We start from the raw sequence: 21,060 nt of genomic DNA, 5'->3' as shown, positions 1-21,060 counted from the left end.
GAAGCGGAAATTCGTCATGGTCGATGTCACGATCTATACGCGTATGATGTGCGGCTACTGCACGGCGGCCAAGCGGTTGCTGGATCGCAAGGGTGTCGCCTATACCGAGCACGATGCCTCGTTTTCGCCGGAGCTGCGCCAGGAAATGATGTCGCGCGCCCACGGCCGCACGACCTTTCCACAGATTTTCATCGGCGACAAACATGTCGGCGGCTGCGACGACCTGCATGAACTGGAGGCCGAAGGCCGGCTGGACAAGCTGCTTGCCAATGGCGCGACGATTTGAGGGTGTGACGATGGGTGGTGTTTTCAAGGCAGCGGCGATCCAGATGCGTTCAGGCGAGAGCCCCGAGCGCAATGCGGTCGATCTCGAACAATTGGTGCGTGAGGCCGCGGCCCAAGGCGCGACCTACATCCAGACGCCGGAAATGACCGGAGCGCTGATCCGCGACAAGCAAGCGCGCGCCGCTTCCTTCACCTCCGAGGACAAGGACATCATCGTCGCGACCGCGCGCAGGCTGGCGCGCGAACTCGGCGTGTTCCTGCATATCGGCTCGACCGCTATACTGCGCGCCGACGGCAAGCTCGCCAACCGGGCGTTGCTGTTCGGTCCGGACGGTGCCACGCTCGCCACCTACGACAAGATCCACATGTTCGACGTCGACCTCGACAATGGCGAAAGCTGGCGTGAATCCGCTGCTTACGAACCGGGCACCGAGGCCGTCGTGACCGCGATCGCGGACGCGAAGCTCGGCTTCGCGGTCTGCTACGATCTGCGTTTTCCGCAATTGTTCCGTGCCGAGGCAATGGCCGGCGCCGAGGTGCTGACCGTGCCCGCGGCCTTCACCCGCCAGACGGGAGAGGCCCACTGGCATGTGCTGCTGAGGGCACGCGCCATCGAGAACGGCGCCTTTGTCGTCGCCGCCGCGCAGGGCGGCCTGCATGAGGACGGCCGCGAGACCTACGGCCATTCGCTGATCGTCGATCCGTGGGGCCGCATCCTCGCCGAGGCCGCGCATGACGAACCTGGCGTGATCGTCGCCGAGATCGACCCGGCGCAATCGCTTGCGGCGCGCAAGAAGATTCCGAATTTGAAGAATGCGCGGGATTTCGCCATCAATGCCGGCGAGGCGCCGCGCCTCAGGGGTGCCGCCTCTTGATCCGCTTTTCCCTGATCTGCGAAAACGAGCACGAGTTCGAGGGCTGGTTTCGCAGTAATGAAGATTTCGACACCCAGAAGAAGCGCGGCTTCGTCGACTGTCCCAGTTGCGGCTCGCACAAGGTCGAGAAGGCGCTGATGGCGCCCGCCGTGTCCACGGCGCGCAAGCAGGAAACCATCGCGCTTGCCATGGGCGAGGCGCAGAAGCAGGCGCTGGCCCAACTGAAGGCGATGGCCGAGAAAGTGCGCGAGAATGCCGACTATGTCGGCGACAAGTTCGCCGAGGAAGCGCGCAAGATCCATTTCGGCGAGACCGATGCACGCGGTATCTATGGCGAGGCGACGCTGGACGAAGCCAAGAGCCTGGCCGAGGACGGTGTCGAATTCATGCCGATCCCGGTGTTTCCGGACGACCGGAACTGAGCGGTCAGCTCACGCTGCCGATCAATTTCTCTAGCAGATGTGAAAGCGTTTCCCGTTCCGTCGGCGTCAGGCCCGCGAGAACCTCGTGTTCGTTGGCGACATGAGCGGTGACGGCCTCGTCGATCAGGGCGAGACCCTTTTCAGTCAACCTTACGACGATGCCGCGCCGGTCGTTGGGATGCGGCCCGCGTAGGATCAATCCAGACGCTTCGAGCCGATCCAGCCTGTTGGTCATGGCCCCGGAGGTCACCATCGTGGCCTCGTAAAGCGCTGTCGGGGTCAGCGCGTAAGGCGAGCCGGAGCGGCGCAGCGTCGCCAGCACATCGAACTCTCCCGCCTGCAGTCCGAAACGGGCAAAGAGCGGCGCAAGGCGCTCGCGCGCGATCAGCGAGGAGACCTCATTCAAGCGTCCGATCACAGCCATCGGCGACACATCCAGGTCCGGCCGTTCCCGCTGCCATTGCTCGATGGCTTTCCCTGCGCGGTCCATCTATCTCACCATAATATATCTTGACGTTAAGAATCTTTCCATTATCTTACCTCGATATGCAACGCCAGCCAAGAGGCTGTGCACCATAGGGCTCGGTCATGAAATATCTCTGGGATTCGGCGCTCGGCCTGCTGGTCGTCACCGGCGGCCTGCTCGGCTTGACGCTGCCCTTTGGCAAGCTCGCCACGGCGGCCGGCGTGCCGGCCATGGTATGGGCCTTCGTCATATCGCTCGGCGCCGGTGGCGTGCTTTTCGTCGTCCTGCTGCTGCGCGGCCAGCGCATCCGGCTCACCGCGCACAAACTGCGCTATTTCTTCGTTACTGCCGCCGTTTCCTATGCCGTGCCAAACCTTTTGATGTTCTCGGCCATCCCGCATCTGGGCGCCGGCTACACCGGCATCATGTTCACGCTGTCGCCGGTCATCACGCTGGTGTTCTCGATCCTGCTCGGTGTCCGGCGCCCCAACATGCTGGGCATATCAGGCATTGCCGTCGGCTTCCTCGGCGCGGTCATGGTGGCCGTGACGCGTGGCGAGGCCGGCCAGCCGGCCGATGTCTTCTGGGTCGTCATGGGCCTGCTCATTCCGGTCAGCCTTGCGGCCGGCAACATTTATCGCACGGTCGACTGGCCGGAAGGCACCGGTCCTATCGAACTCGCGGTCGGCAGCCATCTGGCGTCCGCGTCGATGCTGCTCGTCGGCATCCTGACCTTGCTTGGAGGCAAAGGTTTCGTCCAGATCGGCGCCGTGCCGCTCACCGTGGTGGCGCAGATGGCCTCGGCATCGGCGATGTTCGCTTTCTTCTTCCGGCTGCAGGCGGTGGGCGGCCCGGTCTATCTCAGCCAGATCGGCTATGTCGCGGCGGCCGTAGGGCTGTTCGCCGGTACGATCTTCCTTGGCGAGCACTATCAGCTGCTGACCTGGGTCGGCGCCATCATCGTCACGGCGGGCGTCTTCATCACCACCAAGGCGCAAAGCCAGAAGGCCTGACGGCTTCGGGCTCAGTCGTACTGTCGCCGGCGTCGCCGCCGGGCTCCGGCCGTTCGGTATCGACAGCCGAGGATTGGCGGATCAGACCGATCCCTTTTCCGCCAGCACCATGTAGTTGACGTCCATGTCCTTCGACCGCGCCCAGCGGTCGGCAAGCGGATTGTAGGTGACACCGGTGCGGTCGATAATGGTCAGGCCGGCGCCGCCCAGCGCCTTTTCCAGCTCTTCCGGGCGCACCAGCTTGCCGAACTGATGGGTGCCGCGCGGCAGCCAGCGCAACACATATTCGGCGCCGATGATGGCGAGGCCGAGCGCTTTCAGAGTGCGGTTGATGGTGGCCACGAACATGATGCCGCCGGGCTTGACCATCTCGCCGCATTTGGCGACGAACAGGTCGATGTCGGCGACATGTTCGACCACTTCCATGTTGAGGACGACATCGAATTTTTCGCCCGCCTCTGCGAGATCTTCCGCCGTCGTGGCGCGATAGTCGATGCTCACATTGCCTTCGGCGGCATGGAGTTTCGCCACTTCGATGTTTGTTTCGGAGGCGTCCGCTCCGACCACCTCGGCGCCGAGCCGCGCCATCGGCTCGCACAAAAGGCCGCCGCCGCAACCGATGTCGAGGATGCGCAGGCCCTCGAACGGCCGCGCCGCGCGCGGGTCGCGACCAAAGCGCGCCGCGATCTGGTCGCGGATATAGGAAAGCCGGACCGGATTGAATTTGTGTAGCGGACGAAATTTGCCGTTCGGATTCCACCATTCGGCGGCAAGGGCGGAAAAGCGTTCCACTTCTCCGGCATCGATCGTCGATCGTCGGGGCTCAGGCATTCGGTTGGTCTCCTCGAACGCTAGGAAGTCGGGCGGGAGGCATCGAATGTCAAGGCAACAATTTTCAATGCTGACATAGTGACTGGCCGACCAAAGGCCAGCCTAATTCGTGTCCAGCACGTCGCGCAGCTTCGCTTCCAACTGCTCCATGGTGAAGGGCTTGGCCAGGAAGTGCACGTCATGGTCGAGCACGCCGTTGTGGACCACGGCGTTCCTGGTGAAACCGGTGGTGAAGACGACTTTCAACCCGGGCTGGCGTGCGACCGCCTCCTCGGCGAGCTTGCGGCCATTCATCGCCGGCATGACGATGTCCGTGAAAAGCAGGGCGATGCCAGGGGTCGCGGCGAGCTTCTGAAGCGCCTCCTCGCCGCTTCCGGCCTGGATGACGGTGTAGCCGAGTTCGCGCATGACCCCCGTCGTGGCGGCCCGCACGCGGGCGTCGTCCTCCACGACGAGGATCGTCTCGGTGACCCTGACGGCGCTCTTGCCGGGCCCGGCGGGTGCCACCGGCTCCTCCGGCCCGAAAAACCGCGGCAGATAGATTTTGACCGTCGTGCCTTCGCCGATCTCCGAGTAGATCTTGACGTGGCCGCCCGACTGTTTGACGAAGCCGAACACCTGGCTCAGCCCAAGTCCCGTGCCCTTGTTGACCGGCTTGGTCGTGTAGAAGGGCTCAAAGGCCTTGGAAATGACTTCCGGCGACATGCCCGCGCCGGCGTCGGTCACCGCGATCATCACATATTGGCCAGGCGCGACTTCGGCGTGCGTGGATGCATAGGCCTCGTCGAGGTGGCTGTTGGCGGTCTCGATGGTCAACTTGCCGTCATTGTCCATGGCATCGCGGGCATTGACGGCAAGATTGAGGATCGCGTTCTCGATCTGGCTGGGATCGGCATGGGTTTTCCACAGGCCGCCCGCCAGCACCGTTTCGATGCGAATGCCTTCGCCGAGCGCACGGCGCAGAAGATCGGACATGCCCGTCAACAGGCGGTTGGCATCGACAACCTGCGGCGCCAGCGGCTGCAGCCGCGAGAAGGCAAGCAGGCGGGAGGTCAGATTGGCGGCACGGTTGGTTGCATCGGTCGCGGCCTCGACGAGTTTTTCGATGTCATGTTCGCCACGCTTCAGCTTGCGCTGGGCAAGGTTCATGGCGCTGAGGATGACCGCCAGCATGTTGTTGAAGTCATGCGCTATGCCGCCGGTCAATTGCCCGACCGCTTCCATCTTCTGCATCTGGCGTATCTGGGATTCGGCCTTTTCACGCGTCTGAATCTCGTTGCCGAGCTCGATGTTCTTGCGCATCAACTCTTCCTGGGCCGTGGCGACCTCGCGGAAGCGGCGGCGGGATTGACGGATGGTGTAGGCGGCCAGGAGGAAGATCGCCAGCAACGCTGCCAGTGAGCCGATGCGCAGCCAGGCCTCGACTCGGTCGGTGTGGGCGTCGCGCGCGGCCACGGCGGCGGCGCCGATCCGCCGGATCGTGTCCATGCTGGCGCGGATCTCGTCCATGACGGCCTTGCCCTGGCCGCTGCGGACCAGTTGCAGGGCCTTTGCCGCATCGCCCCGGTCGTAGAGCGCGATTGTCTGCGACAGCTCGGCCTGCTTTTGCGAAAGCGCGTCCTTGATGTGGCTGACCTGCTGGACGAGCTGGTCGTCCTCAGCCGTCATGGCGTCGATACGGGCGAGCTGTCCGGGCATGGCCTCGACGGCCTTCCGGTAGGGCTCGAGATAGGATTTTTCACCGGTCAGCAGGTAGCCGCGCTGACCGCTCTCGGCGTCCTGGGCCAATGAAAGCAGACCGGAAAGCTGTTCCTGATACTCGATCGTCTCGCGCGCGGCCGCACGATTGGCCCTCTGGCTCTCGACGAGCACAGCACGGGTGCCGACGATCAGCGCCAGCACGGCGAAGCCCGCGACAAGCGGAAGCGATTGCAATCGCGTGGCGCGCCGAAGCCGAGCAATCATCTGTTATGCCGAACCAAAAGGAATTCCCCGCGGGCAGCATTTGGTAAGCGGCGCAAGCCTGGAAGGCAATATGCCGTCTTCTTGAAGCTTGCGATCGGCCGCAGCCTTGCGAAACCCTCGTCATTTGGCTAAGGAGGCCGCGCATTCAGCGGCCGGCGCCAGCCGGGCGTTTTCTTCCGTTTTCGGCTCCCAGGTTTGGCAGGTGGCCGGTTTCAGTCAAAGGCATTTCGCTTCCATGGCGCGTATCGTGATGAAATTCGGCGGAACCTCCGTCGCCGACATCGCCCGCATCCGCAATGTGGCGCGTCACGTCAAACGCGAGGTCGACGCAGGTCACGAGGTGGCGGTAGTGGTCTCGGCGATGGCCGGCAAGACCAACGAGCTGGTCGGCTGGACGCGCGAAGCTTCGCCGATGCATGACGCGCGCGAATATGACGCCGTCGTCGCTTCCGGCGAACAGGTCACCGCCGGCCTTCTCGCCATCACCTTGCAGAACATGGGCGTGCATGCGCGGTCCTGGCAGGGCTGGCAGATCCCGATCAAGACCGACAACGCGCATGGCGCGGCGCGCATCCTCGACATTGATGGGGCATTCCTGATCAAGCGCTTCGGCGAGGGGCAGGTGGCCGTCATTGCCGGTTTCCAGGGCATCGGCCCGGACAACCGGATCGCCACGCTGGGCCGCGGCGGTTCCGACACCAGTGCTGTCGCCATCGCCGCGGCGGTCAAGGCCGACCGATGCGATATCTACACCGACGTCGACGGCGTCTACACCACCGATCCGCGCATCGAGCCCAAGGCGCGGCGGCTGGCCAAGATCTCCTTCGAGGAAATGCTTGAAATGGCCTCGCTCGGCGCCAAGGTTCTGCAGGTGCGTTCGGTAGAGCTTGCCATGGTGCACAGGGTGCGTACCTTCGTGCGGTCGTCCTTCGACGATCCCGACGCGCCCGGAATGGGGGATTTGCTCAATCCTCCGGGAACGCTCATTTGCGACGAGGAAGAGATCGTGGAACAGCAGGTCGTCACCGGAATTGCCTACGCCAAGGACGAGGCCCAGATTTCGCTGCGCCGCGTCGGCGACCGCCCGGGAGTCGCCGCCGGCATTTTCGGGCCGCTGGCCGAGGCCAACATCAATGTCGACATGATCGTCCAGAACATCTCCGAGGACGGCAAGTTCACCGACATGACCTTCACCGTGCCCTCGGGCGACGTCGACAAGGCGCTTCACGTGCTCGAAAATCTGAAAGCCGAAGTCGGCTACGATGTCGTGCAGTCGGAAGCCGGCATGTCGAAGGTTTCGGTCATCGGCATCGGCATGAGGAGCCATGCGGGCGTTGCAGCCACCGCTTTCAAGGCGCTGGCCGACAAGTCGATCAACATCCGGGCGATCACGACCTCCGAGATCAAGATTTCGATACTGATCGACGGTCCATACACTGAACTCGCGGTTCGTACTTTGCATTCCGTCTACGGTCTGGATAAGCAGTAGCGAGAACGATTTGAGTTATTGCGTGTGCGCCGGTCGCAGTGGAAACTGCGGCGGGCAAAATGCCCATTGGAGAAGAAGCCGCGATGCGTGACACGGCCGTTGGCCCGCGCGTTTTGCTGAAACGGCTCCGCGAGCTCATGCAGGAGCCGCTGGAGCCGCAGGAGCGGCTTGACCGCATCGTGCGCGACATCGCCTCCAACATGGTCGCCGAAGTCTGCTCGCTCTACGTGCTGCGCGCCGATTCGGTACTCGAACTCTACGCCACCGAAGGTCTGAACCCCAACGCGGTTCACCTGGCGCAGCTGCGGCTGGGACAAGGCCTGGTCGGCACCATCGCCGCAAGTGCGAGGCCGCTCAACCTGTCCAACGCGCAGGAACATCCGGCCTTCGCCTACCTGCCGGAGACCGGGGAAGAGATCTACAATTCCTTCCTCGGCGTGCCGGTGTTGAGGGCAGGGCGCACGCTGGGCGTCTTGGTTGTCCAGAACAAGACCATGCGCCATTACCGCGACGACGAGGTCGAAGCGCTGGAAACCACCGCCATGGTCATCGCCGAGATGATCGCCACCGGCGATCTGGCGCGGCTGACCCGGCCCGGGCTGGAACTCGATCTGCGCCGGCCGGTGAGCTTCACGGGGCTGTCCTTCAACGACGGTGTCGGGCTTGGCCATGTCGTGCTGCACGAGCCGCGCATCGTCGTCACCAATCTGTTCAACGAGGACAGTGAGGAAGAGGTTCGCCGGCTCGAAGCCTCGCTCGGTTCGCTCAGGCTCTCGATCGACGACATGCTGGAGCGCCGCGATGTCGCCTTCGAGGGCGAGCATCGCCAGGTGCTGGAAGCCTACCGGATGTTCGCCAACGACCGCGGCTGGGTGCGCCGGCTGGAAGAAGCGATCCGCAACGGCCTGACGGCGGAGGCGGCGGTGGAAAAGGTGCAGAGCGACATGCGCGCCCGCATGCTGCACATGACCGATCCCTATCTGCGCGAGCGGATGAGCGATTTCGACGACCTCGCGAACCGGCTGCTGCGGCAGCTGATGGGACGTGGGCCCGAGGATGTCGCGGCCTCGCTGCCGAAGGATGCCATCATCGTCGCGCGCTCGATGGGCGCCGCCGAACTGCTCGATTACCCTCGCGACAAGCTGCGTGGCCTGGTGCTTGAGGATGGTGCCGCCACCAGCCACGTCGTCATCGTCGCGCGCGCCATGGGCATTCCGGTCGCCGGCCAGATGAAGGGCGCCGTTTCCATGGCGGAAAACGGCGACCCCATCATCGTCGACGGCGAGGAAGGCGCAATCCATCTGCGGCCGCAATCCGATCTCGAAGCCGCCTATGCTGAAAAGGTGCGTTTCAGGGCGCGCCGGCAAGAGGTCTACCGCGAGCTGCGCAAGAAGCCGTCGACGACCAGGGACGGTGTCCAGGTCGATCTCTTGATGAATGCCGGGCTTGCCGTCGACCTGCCGCAGCTGGCCGAGGCGGGCGCGGCCGGCATCGGGCTGTTTCGCACCGAATTGCAGTTCATGGTCGCCTCGACCTTTCCGCGCGCCGAGGCCCAGGAAAAACTCTATCGCGACGTGCTCGAGGCCGCGCGTGGCAAGCCGGTCACCTTCCGCACCATCGACATCGGTGGCGACAAGGTGCTGCCCTATTTCAAGGGCGCGATCCAGGAAGAAAATCCCGCGCTCGGCTGGCGCGCGATCCGCCTGACGCTCGACCGGCCGGGCTTGCTGCGCACCCAGATCCGCGCCCTGCTCAAGGCCAGCGGCGGGCGTGAGCTCAAGCTGATGCTGCCGATGGTGACCGAGCTCGGCGAAATCGCGCAGGCGCGCGAGATCATCGACCGCGAGGTGCGGCACCTCTCGCGCTTCGCCCACCACCTGCCGACCAGCCTCAAGCTGGGCGCCATGCTGGAAGTGCCGTCGCTCCTGTTCCAGCTCGACGAACTGATGAAGGCGGTCGACTTCGTCTCTGTCGGGTCGAACGATCTGTTTCAGTTCGTGATGGCGGTCGACCGCGGCAACACGCAACTCGCCAACCGCTTCGATACGCTGTCGGCGCCGTTCCTGCGTGTGCTCAAGCAGATCGCCGACGCCGGCGCCCGCAATCACACGCCGGTCACCTTGTGCGGCGAACTCGCCGGCAAGCCGATCTCCGCGATGGCGCTGATCGGCCTCGGTTTCCGTTCGATCTCGATGTCGCCGGCCTCGATCGGCCCGGTCAAGGCGATGCTGACGGAGTTGCCGCTGGAGGAGCTGAAGGCGTTCTTCGACGACAATCTGATGGCGCCGGCGCAGGGCTTGCCGATGCGGGCGTTGCTGCAGGCCTTCGCCGACGACCGCTCAATCCCGTTGTAGCAGCCCCGTCATGGTCAATTTGCCCCGCGATCGCATGGATCAAGTCGTCAAGCGTTTCGAGATGCTCGAAGCCCAGATGTCGGCCGGACCGGCGCCGGATGCCTATGTGAAGATGGCGTCGGAATATGCCGAATTGCAGGACATGGTGGCCAAGGTCAGGGAATTGCGCTCGGCCGAGCACGAGCAGGCCGACCTCGAAGCGATGCTCGCCGACAAGGGCACCGACGCCGAGATGCGGGCGCTCGCCGAAGCCGATCTGCCCGGCGTCGAGGAGCGCATCGAGGCGCTGCAGAAGGACATCCAGATCCTGCTCCTGCCCAGGGATGCCGCCGACGACAAGAACGCCATCCTCGAAATCCGCGCCGGCACCGGTGGCGATGAGGCGGCGCTCTTCGCCGGCGACCTGTTTCGGATGTATGAGCGCTACGCCGCCGAACGCGGGTGGCGGTTCGAAACGGTATCGGCGAGCGACGGCGATGCCGGCGGCTTCAAGGAAATCATCGCCACGATCTCGGGCAAGGGCGTGTTCGCCCATCTGAAGTTCGAATCCGGCGTGCATCGCGTGCAGCGTGTGCCGGCGACCGAAGCCAGCGGGCGCATCCACACGTCCGCTGCCACCGTCGCCGTGCTGCCGGAAGCCGAAGAGGTCGACATCGATATCAGGGCCGAGGACATCCGCATCGACACGATGCGGGCGTCGGGCTCCGGTGGCCAGCACGTCAACACCACCGATTCGGCGGTGCGCATCACCCATTTGCCGACCGGCATCATGGTGGTGCAGGCGGAGAAGTCGCAGCACCAGAACCGGGCCAAGGCCATGCAGATCCTGCGCGCCCGGCTCTACGACATGGAACGCAGCAAGGCGGACGAGGAACGTTCCGAATCGCGCAAGTCGCAGGTCGGGTCGGGCGACCGCTCGGAACGCATCCGCACCTACAATTTCCCGCAGGGCCGGGTCACCGACCATCGCATCAACCTGACGCTCTACAAGCTCGACCGGGTGATGATGGGTGAACTCGACGAAATCGTCGACGCGCTGATCGCCGATCACCAGTCGAAGCTGCTGGCCGATATCGGCCTCGATGGCTGACCAACTGCCCGTGGCGCTGGGGGCGCTGCTGCGGGAGGCGCGGGCCAGGCTTGCCGAAGCCGGTGTCGAGGATCCCGCGCTCGACGCGCGGCTGATCGTCGAGCACTATTCCGGCACGACGCGAACGCAAGCCATTACCGACCCCGAACGCAAGATCGACGCAAACGCCATCGCCGCGATCGACGGCGCCCTGAGACGGCGGGCCGGTGGCGAGCCGGTGCATCGCATCCTGGGCTATCGCGAATTCTACGGTTTGCGCCTGTCGCTGTCGCCGGAGACGCTGGAGCCGCGGCCGGACACCGAAACGCTGGTCGAGGCGGTGCTGCCCTTCGTCAAGGCCATGGCCGCACGGGAGGGGGTATGCCGCATCCTCGACCTCGGCACCGGCACGGGTGCCATCGCCCTGGCGCTGTTGAGCGTCGTGCCGGCGGCGACCGCCACCGGTGTCGACATCTCCGCCGGCGCTCTGGCCACGGCGACCCGCAATGCCGGGCAATCCGGGCTCGGCGACCGGTTCGCGACGCTACAGTCGGACTGGTTCGAAAAAGTTTCCGGCCGATACCATGTAATTGCCGCAAACCCTCCCTATATACCCACACAAGACATTGGAAATCTGCAGGACGAGGTCCGCGATTTCGACCCGCGTCAGGCCCTTGATGGCGGCGCGGATGGGCTGAACCCCTACAGGATCATAGCCGCAGAGGCGGCAAGGTTTCTGGAAGCCGAAGGCAGAATTGCGGTCGAGATCGGCCACACACAATGTAACGAGGTCAACGATATATTTCGCGGGGCCGGTTACACGGCCGGCAAGGTGTTTGGCGATCTCGGCGGAAACGACAGGGTTCTTGTTTTTCAACGGGCAACGTCTTGACGCAGTGCGAAAAAACCGCTTGGCAATACCGGGGAATGCGGCTAGGGTCGCCTAACCGGATGAGACGAAGCAGGCAGTGCTCTTAGCGATTCGGTTTCCTTGGAAATAGCTGCCTTCTTGCGCAAACGACGCCCATGCTTCGTGCGGGAATCGTCCGGAAAGTGATGTAACCGGAACAGGATGGCACGTGGCGCCAACGCAATCGATGCGGGCGAACGCCGGTGAAGAGACGAAACGGCTGGCCGCATGAGCGCCTCCGTTCGTGAAGAGTTTTTCGAAAATTTCACTATGAAGAGAGTCTAATGAGGCCACAACAGCAGAACAGGCGCATGCGCGGTCGCAACAACAATGGCGGCGGCGGTGGCAATAACAATAATAATAATAACAACAACCGCAAGGGACCTAATCCCCTGACGCGCAACTACGAGAGCAATGGCCCGGACGTGAAGATCCGTGGATCGGCTCAGCAGATCGCCGAAAAATATGCCACCCTGGCCCGCGATGCGCACAGCTCCGGCGACCGGGTGATGGCGGAGAACTACCTCCAGCACGCCGAGCACTACAATCGCATCATCGCCGCCGCGCAGGCGCAGATGCCGATCCAGAACGTCCAGCAGAACCGCGACGAGTTTGACGAGGACGGCGATGAGGATCGCGACGAGTTCGACAATGCCGGCAACAGCGGAGCGGGCAACAGCGCCGGTTCCGATTCGCAGATTCCCGTCGTCAACCATGGCGCCGGCCCGCAGCCGGTGATCGAGGGCATGCCGGCCGAGGTTGCGCTGAACCGGGAGAACGGCCGCGACAATCGAGACAATAGCGGGCGAGACAATAGCGGGCGAGACAACAGCGGGCGCGACAATAACGGGCGCAACAATGGCGGCCGCGACAACAATGGCGGGCGCCACCGCGATCGCCGCCCCAATGGCGGCTATGGCCAGAACGGCCAGCGCGACTATGCCGCGGCTGAACAAGGCAATCAGCAGCAACGCAACGAGTCCACGGGGCAGACGGAAGTTCAGGCGGAGCCTGCTTCGCCGGCCGAGACCGTGCAGGCGGCCGAGCCTACTCCGCGGTTCGAGAATTTTTCGCCAGCCGGTCTTTCGCCAGCAGGTCTCTCGCCAGCAGGTCTCGCGGCCCAGGCCGAGCTCAACGAAGCCGCCGCCGAGAACGGTGCCGCCAAGCGTCCGCGCCGACCACGCCGTCCACGCACCAACCCCGATCAGATCGAGGGCGGCAGCGACAATACGGATGCCGGCGAGACGTCAGCGGCTCCGGCCGAGAGCGGCAGCGCCGACCCCGTGATCGCCGACATCGACAACTGATCGAACGGCACTGCAAGACATTGAACGGCGGAGAGAAATCTCCGCCGTTTTCGTTTGGGCTGACGTGGAATATTATGCGTTCACCCCTATCGAGACGTCTTGAGGGACCGGGGTCCATGCACCATATCTGGCCTGAACAGGATCCGGCTCGAATGGGCGGGTCCGTCACCGCAATCTGATCCGGTGCCGCAAAGCGGGCCGGTGATGGAAGGAGACAGATATGAACCTTGAGAAATACTCCGAGCGCGTGCGCGGCTTTATCCAGTCCGCGCAGACCATGGCGCTCTCCCGAAACCATCAGCAATTCACCCCCGAACACATTTTGAAGGTGCTTGTCGACGATGACGAGGGCTTGGCCGCGTCGCTGATCGAGCGCGCCGGCGGCAATGTCCGCGACGTCAAGCTCGGCGTCGAGACGGCGCTCGAGGCGATGCCCAAGGTGGAGGGTGGCAATGGCCAGCTCTATCTGGCGCAGCCGCTGGCCAAGGTGTTCTCGACCGCCGAGGACCTGGCCAAGAAGGCCGGTGACAGCTTCGTCACCGTCGAACGGCTGCTGCAGGCGCTGGCCATGGAGAAATCGGCAAAGACGGCCGAAATTCTGGCCAAGGCCGGCGTCACCGCGCAGGCGCTGAACCAGGTCATCAACGACGTTCGCAAGGGCCGCACCGCCGATTCGGCGAGTGCCGAACAGGGCTATGACGCGCTGAAGAAGTATGCGCGCGACCTGACCGCCGATGCCCGCGCAGGCAAGCTGGACCCCGTGATTGGCCGCGACGACGAGATCCGCCGCACCATTCAGGTGCTGTCGCGCCGCACCAAGAACAATCCGGTGCTGATCGGCGAGCCTGGCGTCGGCAAGACGGCGATCGCCGAAGGCCTGGCGCTGCGCATCGTCAATGGCGACGTGCCGGAATCGCTGAAGGACAAGCAGTTGATGGCGCTCGACATGGGCGCGCTGATCGCCGGCGCCAAATATCGCGGCGAGTTCGAGGAGCGGCTGAAGGCCGTGCTCTCGGAAGTCACCTCGGCCAGTGGCAACATTATCCTGTTCATCGACGAGATGCACACGCTGGTCGGCGCCGGCAAGGCCGATGGCGCCATGGATGCGTCGAACCTGCTGAAGCCGGCGCTCGCGCGCGGCGAGCTGCACTGCGTCGGCGCGACCACGCTGGATGAATACCGCAAGCATGTCGAGAAGGATGCGGCCCTTGCCCGCCGCTTTCAGCCCGTCTTCGTCGACGAGCCGACCGTGGAGGACACGGTCTCGATCCTGCGCGGCCTGAAGGAAAAATACGAGCAGCACCACAAGGTGCGAATCTCCGATTCGGCGCTGGTGGCCGCGGCAACGTTGTCCAACCGCTACATTGCCGACCGCTTCCTGCCGGACAAGGCGATCGACCTGGTCGACGAAGCCGCTTCGCGGCTCAGGATGCAAGTCGATTCCAAGCCCGAGGCGCTGGACGAAGTCGACCGCCGCATCATGCAGCTCAAGATCGAGCGCGAGGCGCTGAAGGTCGAGAAGGACGAGGCTTCGAAGGACCGGCTTGCCCGCCTGGAAAAGGAACTCGCCGGCCTCGAGGAGGAATCGACCGAGATCACCGCCAAATGGCAGGCCGAGAAGCAGAAGCTCGGGCTTGCCGCCGATCTGAAGAAGCAGCTCGACGAGGCGCGCAACGACCTTGCCATTGCCCAGCGCAAGGGTGAATTCCAGCGCGCCGGCGAGCTTGCCTATGGCAAGATCCCGGAACTGGAAAAGAAGCTGAAGGAGGCCGAAGCCCAGGACGGCAAGGCCGGTATGGTCGAGGAAGTGGTCACGCCCGACCATGTCGCCCATATCGTGTCGCGCTGGACCGGCATTCCGGTCGACAAGATGCTACAGGGCGAGCGCGACAAGCTGCTGCGCATGGAAGACGAGATCGGCAAGCGTGTCGTCGGCCAGGGCGAAGCGGTGCAGGCTGTCTCGAAAGCGGTGCGACGTGCGCGTGCCGGCTTGCAGGATCCGAACCGGCCGATCGGCTCGTTCATGTTCCTCGGACCGACGGGCGTCGGCAAGACGGAACTCACCAAGGCATTGGCGAGCTTCCTGTTCGACGACGAGAGCGCCCTGGTGCGCATCGACATGTCGGAGTTCATGGAAAAGCACTCGGTTGCCCGGCTGATCGGCGCCCCTCCCGGCTATGTCGGCTATGAGGAGGGCGGCGCGCTGACCGAGGCGGTGCGGCGCCGGCCCTATCAGGTCGTGCTGTTCGACGAGATCGAGAAGGCGCATCCGGACGTGTTCAACGTGCTGTTGCAGGTGCTCGATGATGGCCGGCTCACCGACGGACAGGGCCGCACGGTCGACTTCCGCAACACGCTGATCATCATGACGTCGAATCTCGGCGCCGAATATCTGGTCAATCTCGGCGAGGACCAGGATGTCGATGCGGTGCGCGACGAGGTGATGGGCGTGGTCAGGGCATCGTTCCGGCCAGAGTTCCTCAACCGCGTCGACGAGGTGATCCTGTTCCACAGGCTGCGCCGCAAGGACATGGACCGTATCGTCGAGATCCAGCTCAAGCGGCTGGAGAGCCTGCTTGTCGATCGCAAGATCACGCTGTCGCTGGATCCCCAGGCGATTGAGTGGCTGGCGGCCAAGGGTTACGACCCTGCCTATGGCGCCCGGCCGCTGAAGCGGGTGATGCAGAAGGAACTGCAGGATCCGCTGGCGGAGAAGATCCTGCTTGGCGAGATCCTGGATGGCTCGACGGTCAAGGTCACGGCCGGCTCCGACCGGCTGAATTTCCGCTCCAAACCGACGATCGTCGCGGCCGAAGCGGCGGCCTGATTCCAAACGCCGCGCGTCCACCGGACGCGCGGCGTTTTCATGCAATCGGCGGGGGGTGAATGACGCTGGACGACTACAACGGCTTCTGCGCCTCGCTGCCATCGACCACGCATGTCGTCCAGTGGGGCGGCGCGCATGTCTGGAAGGTCGGGGCCAAGATGTTCGCGATCGGTGGTTGGGACCAGGGCCAGCAGCTCTTCGTCACCTTCAAATGTTCCGACATCGCCTATGACGTGCTCAAGGAGCAGCCAGGATTGCGCCCGGCCCCCTATCTTGCCTCGCGTGGCATAAAGTGGATCCAGCGTCGGACAAGCCAGAGCATGGATGATGGCGCGCTGAAGGATTATTTGCGCGAGAGCCACCGGCTGGTTGGCCTGAAGCTGACGAAGCAGGCGCGCAAGGAATTGGGGCTTGGCTAATATTCTTTGAGGCGGCGGAAAACCGCCATCTTCATGCCCGGTTCATGTTGGAACCATATGCTGGGTAACTGGTTTGCTGGCGAAGGGATTCGCCGAACCGCACAACGCCGGGCGGCGGCACATACGGACCGGAGAGTTTCGCCACGATGCTGCGCACTATCTTCACCCTTTCGGTGCTTGCCGCGGGCCTGGTGTTTTCCCATGCGTTCGCCGCACCGACACATGACGGCGCCGCCCAACCTGTCCGCACGGCCGGGAGCGGCGCCATTCTGCTCGCCCAGGACGGCAATCTCGACATCTATTACGACGCCCGGGGCAATCGCGTCATCGTCGATGCGGACACAGGCAAGGTGATCGCCATTCAGCCACCGCAGACACGTCTTGACCGTCGCGCGCTGCGCCGCGAGTCGCGTATGCGCGAGTTGGGCCGTGCCCCCGCCGACGATGACCGCTACTATCTCGACGATCCCCAGGACATGGCCCGTTTTCGCCGCAAGCAGCTGGAAGAGGAAGGCCGGGTCATCCCGCCGCCAGCCGACGAATATGATCCTGACAGCAACAATTCCGTCGATGCCTATCCGCCGGGGCCCCGGGACGATGGCAGTTACGACGACAATTATCCCGATGCCCCGCAGCCGGCGGAGCCGCGCGCCATCAAGCGCCAGCCGCTGAACGAGGCGTCGATAGACCCCCTCCAGCCGGCGGTTCCGGCGGAACAGGCGGCGCCCTCCGACCAGACGGCAATGCCGCCGAAGGCCGGCGGCAAGACCACGGTCGACCCATCGCTTTCACTTGGCGCGCGCCAGGATGTGGCAGCGCTCCAGGTGCTGCTCGATCGGGGCGGCGCTTCGCCTGGCGTCATCGACGGGCGTTTCGGTTCGAATGTCGACAAGGCGATCGCCGCCTATAACGAGATCAACGGCAGCAGCCTCAAATCGACCGATGCGGTCGGCATCCAGTCGGCACTCTCGCAATCCGGCGGCGATGCCTTCGCCAACTACACCATCACGGCCGAGGATGCAGCCGGGCCGTATGTCGCCTCCATCCCGGAAGACTACAGCCAGAAGGCGCAGCTCAACTGCATGTGCTACACCTCTGTCACGGAGGCGCTGGCGGAGCGCTTCCACATGGACGAGAACTATCTGAAGTCGATCAACAAGGGTCTCGACTTCAACCGCCCCGGCACGATCATCAAGGTCGCCAATTTCGGCAAGCTGGTGTCGACGCCGGTCGCACGCATCGTCGCCGACAAGACCAAGAAAGAGGTGTACGCCTACGATGCGGGCGGCAAGCTGGTGGCAGCCTATCCCGCCACCATCGGCTCGGCGGACACGCCGTCGCCCACCGGCATCCACGCCGTGTCGCGCATCGCGCTCGACCCGAACTACACCTACAATCCGAACATCAATTTCAAGCAGGGCGAGAACGACAAGATTCTAACCGTTCCACCAGGTCCCAACGGACCTGTCGGGTCGGTGTGGATCGCGCTGGACAAACCGACCTACGGCATCCACGGAACGCCCGAACCGTCGAAGATCGGCAAGACCGAAAGCCATGGCTGCGTGCGCCTGACCAACTGGGACGCGCGCGAGCTCGCCAAGCTGGTGTCGCCAGGCGTTACCGTGGAATTCGTTGGCGGACCTTCAGCCGATGACGTTGCGCAGCAATGAGCCGCGTAGCCCCGCGGCATAGATCACTGCACGACCAGAATGAAGCCGACGCTGAGCAGCGGGTCGATCAGGCAGAGTGCGGCGCCGACCGCCCACAGGATTTGTGCCTTGACGATGCGCAGATAGACCGTGCGCCTCGTTTGCGCGTCAACATCTTCCGCGACAAAGCCGTTCTTATCCGCGTAGCGCCAGCTGGCGAACAGCGTGAGGCCGAGCATCAACAGGTTGAGCCAGTAAACCAGCACCGCGATCCTGAACTCGAGGAAGTCGGCCAGAAGATCGGTCGAGAACGGCAGGAGCGCGATGAAGGCGAGAAAGCAGAGGTTCAGCGTCGCGAGCCGCCTGTCGGACTTGGCGATCAGCCCATGCTGCGCCTGCTGGCCAAACCAGAAGATGGTCAGTGTCAGGAAGCTCAAGGCATAGGTGAGGAAGCGCGGCGCCAGTGCCGCGATGGCGGCAAGCAGATCGTTTTCGGAATGGATCGTCTCATGGGCCGGCACCCTGATCTCGAGCACGATTAGGGTGAGTGCGATGGCGAACACGCCATCGGTGATACCGACAATACGGCCGCGCCCTTCGACCGATGCTTCGAGTGGACGCTTCATCGATTTCTCCCGCCTGTGGCTCTCGGGCAAACCTAACATGACGGCCGCGGTTTGCATCGTGATGGATACGATCCCTGGCAATATGGCTGGGTTCAAGGACAGCATGCCTCTGGCGGGTTGTTGCCCGCGCGCCGCCGGTCTAATTAGGGTGGCATGCATTCACCCAATGAAGCCGCCGCCGTTCCGCTGACCGCTCCGGTCGCGAATGGCACGTTCTGCCCGCAATCGCAGCGGCGCTATGTTTTGATCGCGGCGATCCTGGCCTCGGCGCTCGGCTTCATCGACGGATCGATCCTGGCCATCGCCATGCCGGCGATCCGCGTAGACCTCGGTGCCAGTCTGGCCGAGGCGCAGTGGATTTCCAATGCCTATGCGCTGACGCTCTCGGCGCTGATCCTTGCCGGGGGCGCCGCTGGCGACCGGTTCGGGCTGCGCCGGGCTTTCGTGGCTGGCATTGTGCTGTTCGTTGCCGCCTCGCTGGCCTGCGCGCTGGCGCCAGACGCCGTGGTACTGATAGCGTTTCGCGCCCTCCAGGGCATTGGCGCCGCGATCATGGTGCCGGGGAGCCTTGCCATCATCGCCAAGGCCTACCCAAAGAAAGAACGCGGCCGGGCGATCGGCATCTGGGCGGCGGCCTCGGCGCTGACAACCGCGCTTGGTCCGGTGCTCGGCGGCCTTGTGCTGTCCGCTTTTGGCGGCGGTATCTGGCGGGCGATCTTCGCCGTCAATCTGCCGCTTGGCCTGGTCTCGATCTATCTTTTGCTCGCCAAGATTCCGGCCGATGCGCCGACGGAGAAACGTAGCCTTGACCTTGGCGGTGGGGCGCTTGCGACGCTTGCCTTCGGTGCGCTCGCCTACGGGCTGACTTCGATGAGTTCCAGCGGCGAGGGCCATATGGCGGGGCCGAGCATTGCCGCCGGGGCCGTGCTGCTTGTCGTGTTTATCCTGTTCGAGCAGCGGCGGCGCGAGCCGATGATCGACCTCAGCCTGTTTCGCATAGGTGCTTTCGCAGGTGCCAATGTCGCGACTTTCTTCCTCTATTTCGCGCTGTCGGCCAATCTCTTCTATCTGCCGATGGTGCTGATCGCCGGCTGGGGGCTAAGCACGGCCGAGGTCGGCTTCATCTTCCTGCCGCTGTCGGCATCGATCGCGCTTCTGTCGGGACCCGTCGGCACGCTGTCGGACCGGATCGGGCCACGGTTTCCGATTGCCTGCGGCAGCCTGATCGTGGCGGTTGCCTTCGCCGGGCTGGCGTTGCTCGCCCATGCCGGTTTTCACCATTTCTGGACAGGCATCTTCCCCTTGATGGCGCTGATGGGGCTCGGCATGGCGTTGGTCGTGTCGCCATTGTCCACCGCGATCATGACGGCGGTGGAAGACAAGGATACCGGGGCTGCTTCCGGTATCAACAACGCCGTCTCACGCATCGGGGGCCTGATCGCGGTGGCGGCAATGGGGTCGCTCGCTGCCTGGGTCTATGCCAAAACGCTGGAGATAAATGCCGCGCCCGGCGTTCCCGGCTTTGGCGAACCGGCACCGATCGGCCTTGCGCCGGCACTCGATGCGGCGAGGGTCGCCGCCAGCGACGCCGCTTTTTCCGCCGTTTCCGCGGTGACCGCGCTGGTATGCCTGCTTTCGGCTGTCATTGCGTGGATGACGATTTCCGGCGAGGCGCTGCCGTGGTCGCGCGCCGAACCGCGGCAGGACTGAGGCTGGCGCAATCCCAGCAAAAATGTGCAGCGGTTTTCCGTTTGGAATGATCGAAAAACAAAGAGTTAGAGCGGATCAGCGTGTCTGCGCTGGGCAGCTCCAGGACTCAGCCTTCGATCTTGGCGCTGGCGACCTTCAGCGAATTGCCATCTTCCTGCTTCAAGAGATCGTCGATGCGTTCGCGCTCGCGTTTGAAGGCGACGAGGTCGTCTCCCTTGAGCACCTTGCCGACCGGCAGGCGCACGCGCATCGGATCCACCTTGGTGCCATTGACGATCAGTTCGTAGTGCAGGTGCGGGCCGGTGGCGAGGCCGGTCTGGCCGAGATAGCCGATGGTCTGGCCCTGGCGCACGTGCATGCCCGGCTCCATGCCCTTGGCAAAGGCGCTCTGGTGATTGTACGAGGTCTCGTAGCCATTGGCATGGCGGATGATGATCTGCTTGCCATAGCCGCCGGCCCAGCCGACCTTCTCGATGACGCCGTTGCCGGCGGCGATGATCGGCGTGCCGATCGGGGCCGCCCAGTCGACGCCGGTGTGCATGCGGACATAGCCGAGGATCGGATGCTTGCGGGCACCGAAGCCGGAGCGGAATTTTCCGGCCGGCAACGGGTTGCGCAGCAGGAATTGCTGGGCGCTCGAGCCGTCTTCGTCGAAATAGTCCGTACTGCCGTCCTGCATCTGGAAGCGGTAGAAATTGCGCGTCGTGCCGCCGAAGGTTGCCGAGACATAGAGAAGCTCGGAACTATCCGAGGTCTGATCATCGCCATCGGGCTGCGAGAACAGCACTTCGAGGCGGTCGGAGGGATTGAGGCGGGACTGGAAGTCGACATCGGATGCCAACA

At 63.9% G+C, this 21,060-nt stretch carries 18 protein-coding genes (1 of these 18 running past the window's edge); 13 read left to right on the top strand and 5 right to left on the bottom strand.

Annotation, left to right across the window (positions count from 1 at the left end; genetic code table 11):
- The first annotated feature begins 16 nt into the window (after positions 1-16).
- The 3 genes from grxC to LB569_RS28710 are packed head-to-tail and all read left to right on the top strand — an operon-like array spanning position 17 to position 1,582.
- Positions 17-286, top strand: a complete 270-nt coding sequence (gene grxC, locus LB569_RS28720) for a glutaredoxin 3 (protein WP_224540532.1) — start codon at positions 17-19, stop codon at positions 284-286.
- 10 nt (positions 287-296) lie between these two features.
- Positions 297-1,160: a carbon-nitrogen hydrolase family protein gene (locus LB569_RS28715; protein WP_224694979.1), complete on the top strand. Its 864-nt coding sequence runs from the start codon at positions 297-299 to the stop codon at positions 1,158-1,160.
- Entirely contained in the window at positions 1,157-1,582 is a 426-nt protein-coding gene (locus LB569_RS28710) for a DUF1178 family protein (protein WP_224694978.1), read from the top strand. Before LB569_RS28715 ends, LB569_RS28710 begins: the two co-directional genes overlap by 4 nt.
- A gap of 4 nt (positions 1,583-1,586) precedes the next feature.
- On the opposite strand, the gene LB569_RS28705 is transcribed toward LB569_RS28710, so the two are convergent.
- Positions 1,587-2,072 carry a MarR family winged helix-turn-helix transcriptional regulator gene (locus LB569_RS28705; RefSeq protein WP_224540538.1) on the bottom strand — a complete coding sequence of 162 codons (486 nt, stop codon included), beginning with the start codon at positions 2,070-2,072 and terminating at the stop codon, positions 1,587-1,589.
- 98 nt (positions 2,073-2,170) lie between these two features.
- Here LB569_RS28705 and LB569_RS28700 point away from each other — a divergent pair, with 98 nt between their 5' ends.
- Positions 2,171-3,061: a DMT family transporter gene (locus LB569_RS28700; protein ID WP_140710116.1), complete on the top strand. Its 891-nt coding sequence runs from the start codon at positions 2,171-2,173 to the stop codon at positions 3,059-3,061.
- Positions 3,062-3,142: 81 nt separating this feature from the next.
- Here the strand turns inward: LB569_RS28700 and ubiG are convergent, their stop codons facing one another.
- Together ubiG and LB569_RS28690 are read right to left on the bottom strand one after the other, a co-directional pair.
- Entirely contained in the window at positions 3,143-3,892 is a 750-nt protein-coding gene (gene ubiG, locus LB569_RS28695; RefSeq protein ID WP_140710118.1) for a bifunctional 2-polyprenyl-6-hydroxyphenol methylase/3-demethylubiquinol 3-O-methyltransferase UbiG, read from the bottom strand.
- A gap of 102 nt (positions 3,893-3,994) precedes the next feature.
- The gene (locus LB569_RS28690) at positions 3,995-5,857 is read right to left on the bottom strand and encodes a CHASE3 domain-containing protein (RefSeq protein ID WP_224694977.1); all 1,863 of its coding nucleotides are present in this window, start codon (positions 5,855-5,857) and stop codon (positions 3,995-3,997) included.
- Positions 5,858-6,092: 235 nt separating this feature from the next.
- Here LB569_RS28690 and LB569_RS28685 point away from each other — a divergent pair, with 235 nt between their 5' ends.
- The 8 genes from LB569_RS28685 to LB569_RS28650 all read left to right on the top strand — a co-directional run bounded on the left by LB569_RS28685 (position 6,093) and on the right by LB569_RS28650 (position 17,902).
- Positions 6,093-7,346: an aspartate kinase gene (locus LB569_RS28685; RefSeq protein WP_140710121.1), complete on the top strand. Its 1,254-nt coding sequence runs from the start codon at positions 6,093-6,095 to the stop codon at positions 7,344-7,346.
- Between the two features lie 83 nt (positions 7,347-7,429).
- A complete protein-coding gene (gene ptsP / locus LB569_RS28680; RefSeq protein WP_224540545.1) occupies positions 7,430-9,700 on the top strand; it encodes a phosphoenolpyruvate--protein phosphotransferase in 2,271 nt (756 codons plus the stop codon).
- A 10-nt stretch (positions 9,701-9,710) separates the two neighbouring features.
- Entirely contained in the window at positions 9,711-10,790 is a 1,080-nt protein-coding gene (prfA, locus tag LB569_RS28675; RefSeq protein ID WP_224540546.1) for a peptide chain release factor 1, read from the top strand.
- On the top strand, positions 10,783-11,661 hold the full coding sequence (prmC, locus tag LB569_RS28670; RefSeq protein ID WP_224694976.1) for a peptide chain release factor N(5)-glutamine methyltransferase: 879 nt from the start codon (positions 10,783-10,785) through the stop codon (positions 11,659-11,661). The genes prfA and prmC overlap by 8 nt, the downstream gene beginning before the upstream one ends.
- Before the next feature lie 302 nt (positions 11,662-11,963).
- Complete coding sequence (locus tag LB569_RS28665; protein WP_224694975.1) at positions 11,964-12,986, top strand: DUF4167 domain-containing protein; 1,023 nt, start codon at positions 11,964-11,966, stop codon at positions 12,984-12,986.
- Positions 12,987-13,206: 220 nt separating this feature from the next.
- Positions 13,207-15,813 carry an ATP-dependent chaperone ClpB gene (gene clpB, locus LB569_RS28660; protein ID WP_224694974.1) on the top strand — a complete coding sequence of 869 codons (2,607 nt, stop codon included), beginning with the start codon at positions 13,207-13,209 and terminating at the stop codon, positions 15,811-15,813.
- Between the two features lie 59 nt (positions 15,814-15,872).
- Positions 15,873-16,232 (top strand): MmcQ/YjbR family DNA-binding protein, encoded by a 360-nt coding sequence (locus tag LB569_RS28655; RefSeq protein ID WP_224694973.1) that lies wholly within the window; start codon positions 15,873-15,875, stop codon positions 16,230-16,232.
- A gap of 146 nt (positions 16,233-16,378) precedes the next feature.
- Positions 16,379-17,902, top strand: a complete 1,524-nt coding sequence (locus LB569_RS28650) for a L,D-transpeptidase family protein (protein ID WP_224694972.1) — start codon at positions 16,379-16,381, stop codon at positions 17,900-17,902.
- Between the two features lie 23 nt (positions 17,903-17,925).
- On the opposite strand, the gene LB569_RS28645 is transcribed toward LB569_RS28650, so the two are convergent.
- Positions 17,926-18,507 carry a TMEM175 family protein gene (locus LB569_RS28645; RefSeq protein ID WP_224694971.1) on the bottom strand — a complete coding sequence of 194 codons (582 nt, stop codon included), beginning with the start codon at positions 18,505-18,507 and terminating at the stop codon, positions 17,926-17,928.
- A 153-nt stretch (positions 18,508-18,660) separates the two neighbouring features.
- Here LB569_RS28645 and LB569_RS28640 point away from each other — a divergent pair, with 153 nt between their 5' ends.
- Positions 18,661-20,217 carry an MFS transporter gene (locus tag LB569_RS28640; protein ID WP_224694970.1) on the top strand — a complete coding sequence of 519 codons (1,557 nt, stop codon included), beginning with the start codon at positions 18,661-18,663 and terminating at the stop codon, positions 20,215-20,217.
- A 106-nt stretch (positions 20,218-20,323) separates the two neighbouring features.
- On the opposite strand, the gene LB569_RS28635 is transcribed toward LB569_RS28640, so the two are convergent.
- Positions 20,324-21,060: the 3' portion of a M23 family metallopeptidase gene (locus LB569_RS28635; protein ID WP_224694969.1), read on the bottom strand. The gene runs 1,231 nt beyond the window's last position; only the last 737 of its 1,968 coding nucleotides appear in the window; the start codon falls outside the window, past its right edge — the gene reads right to left on this strand; its stop codon occupies positions 20,324-20,326.

Source organism: Mesorhizobium sp. BH1-1-4, from assembly GCF_020165665.1.
Taxonomy (GTDB): domain Bacteria; phylum Pseudomonadota; class Alphaproteobacteria; order Rhizobiales; family Rhizobiaceae; genus Mesorhizobium.
The sequence above is the reverse complement of the archived record's forward strand: the minus strand, read 5'-3'. Positions and strand labels throughout refer to the sequence as shown.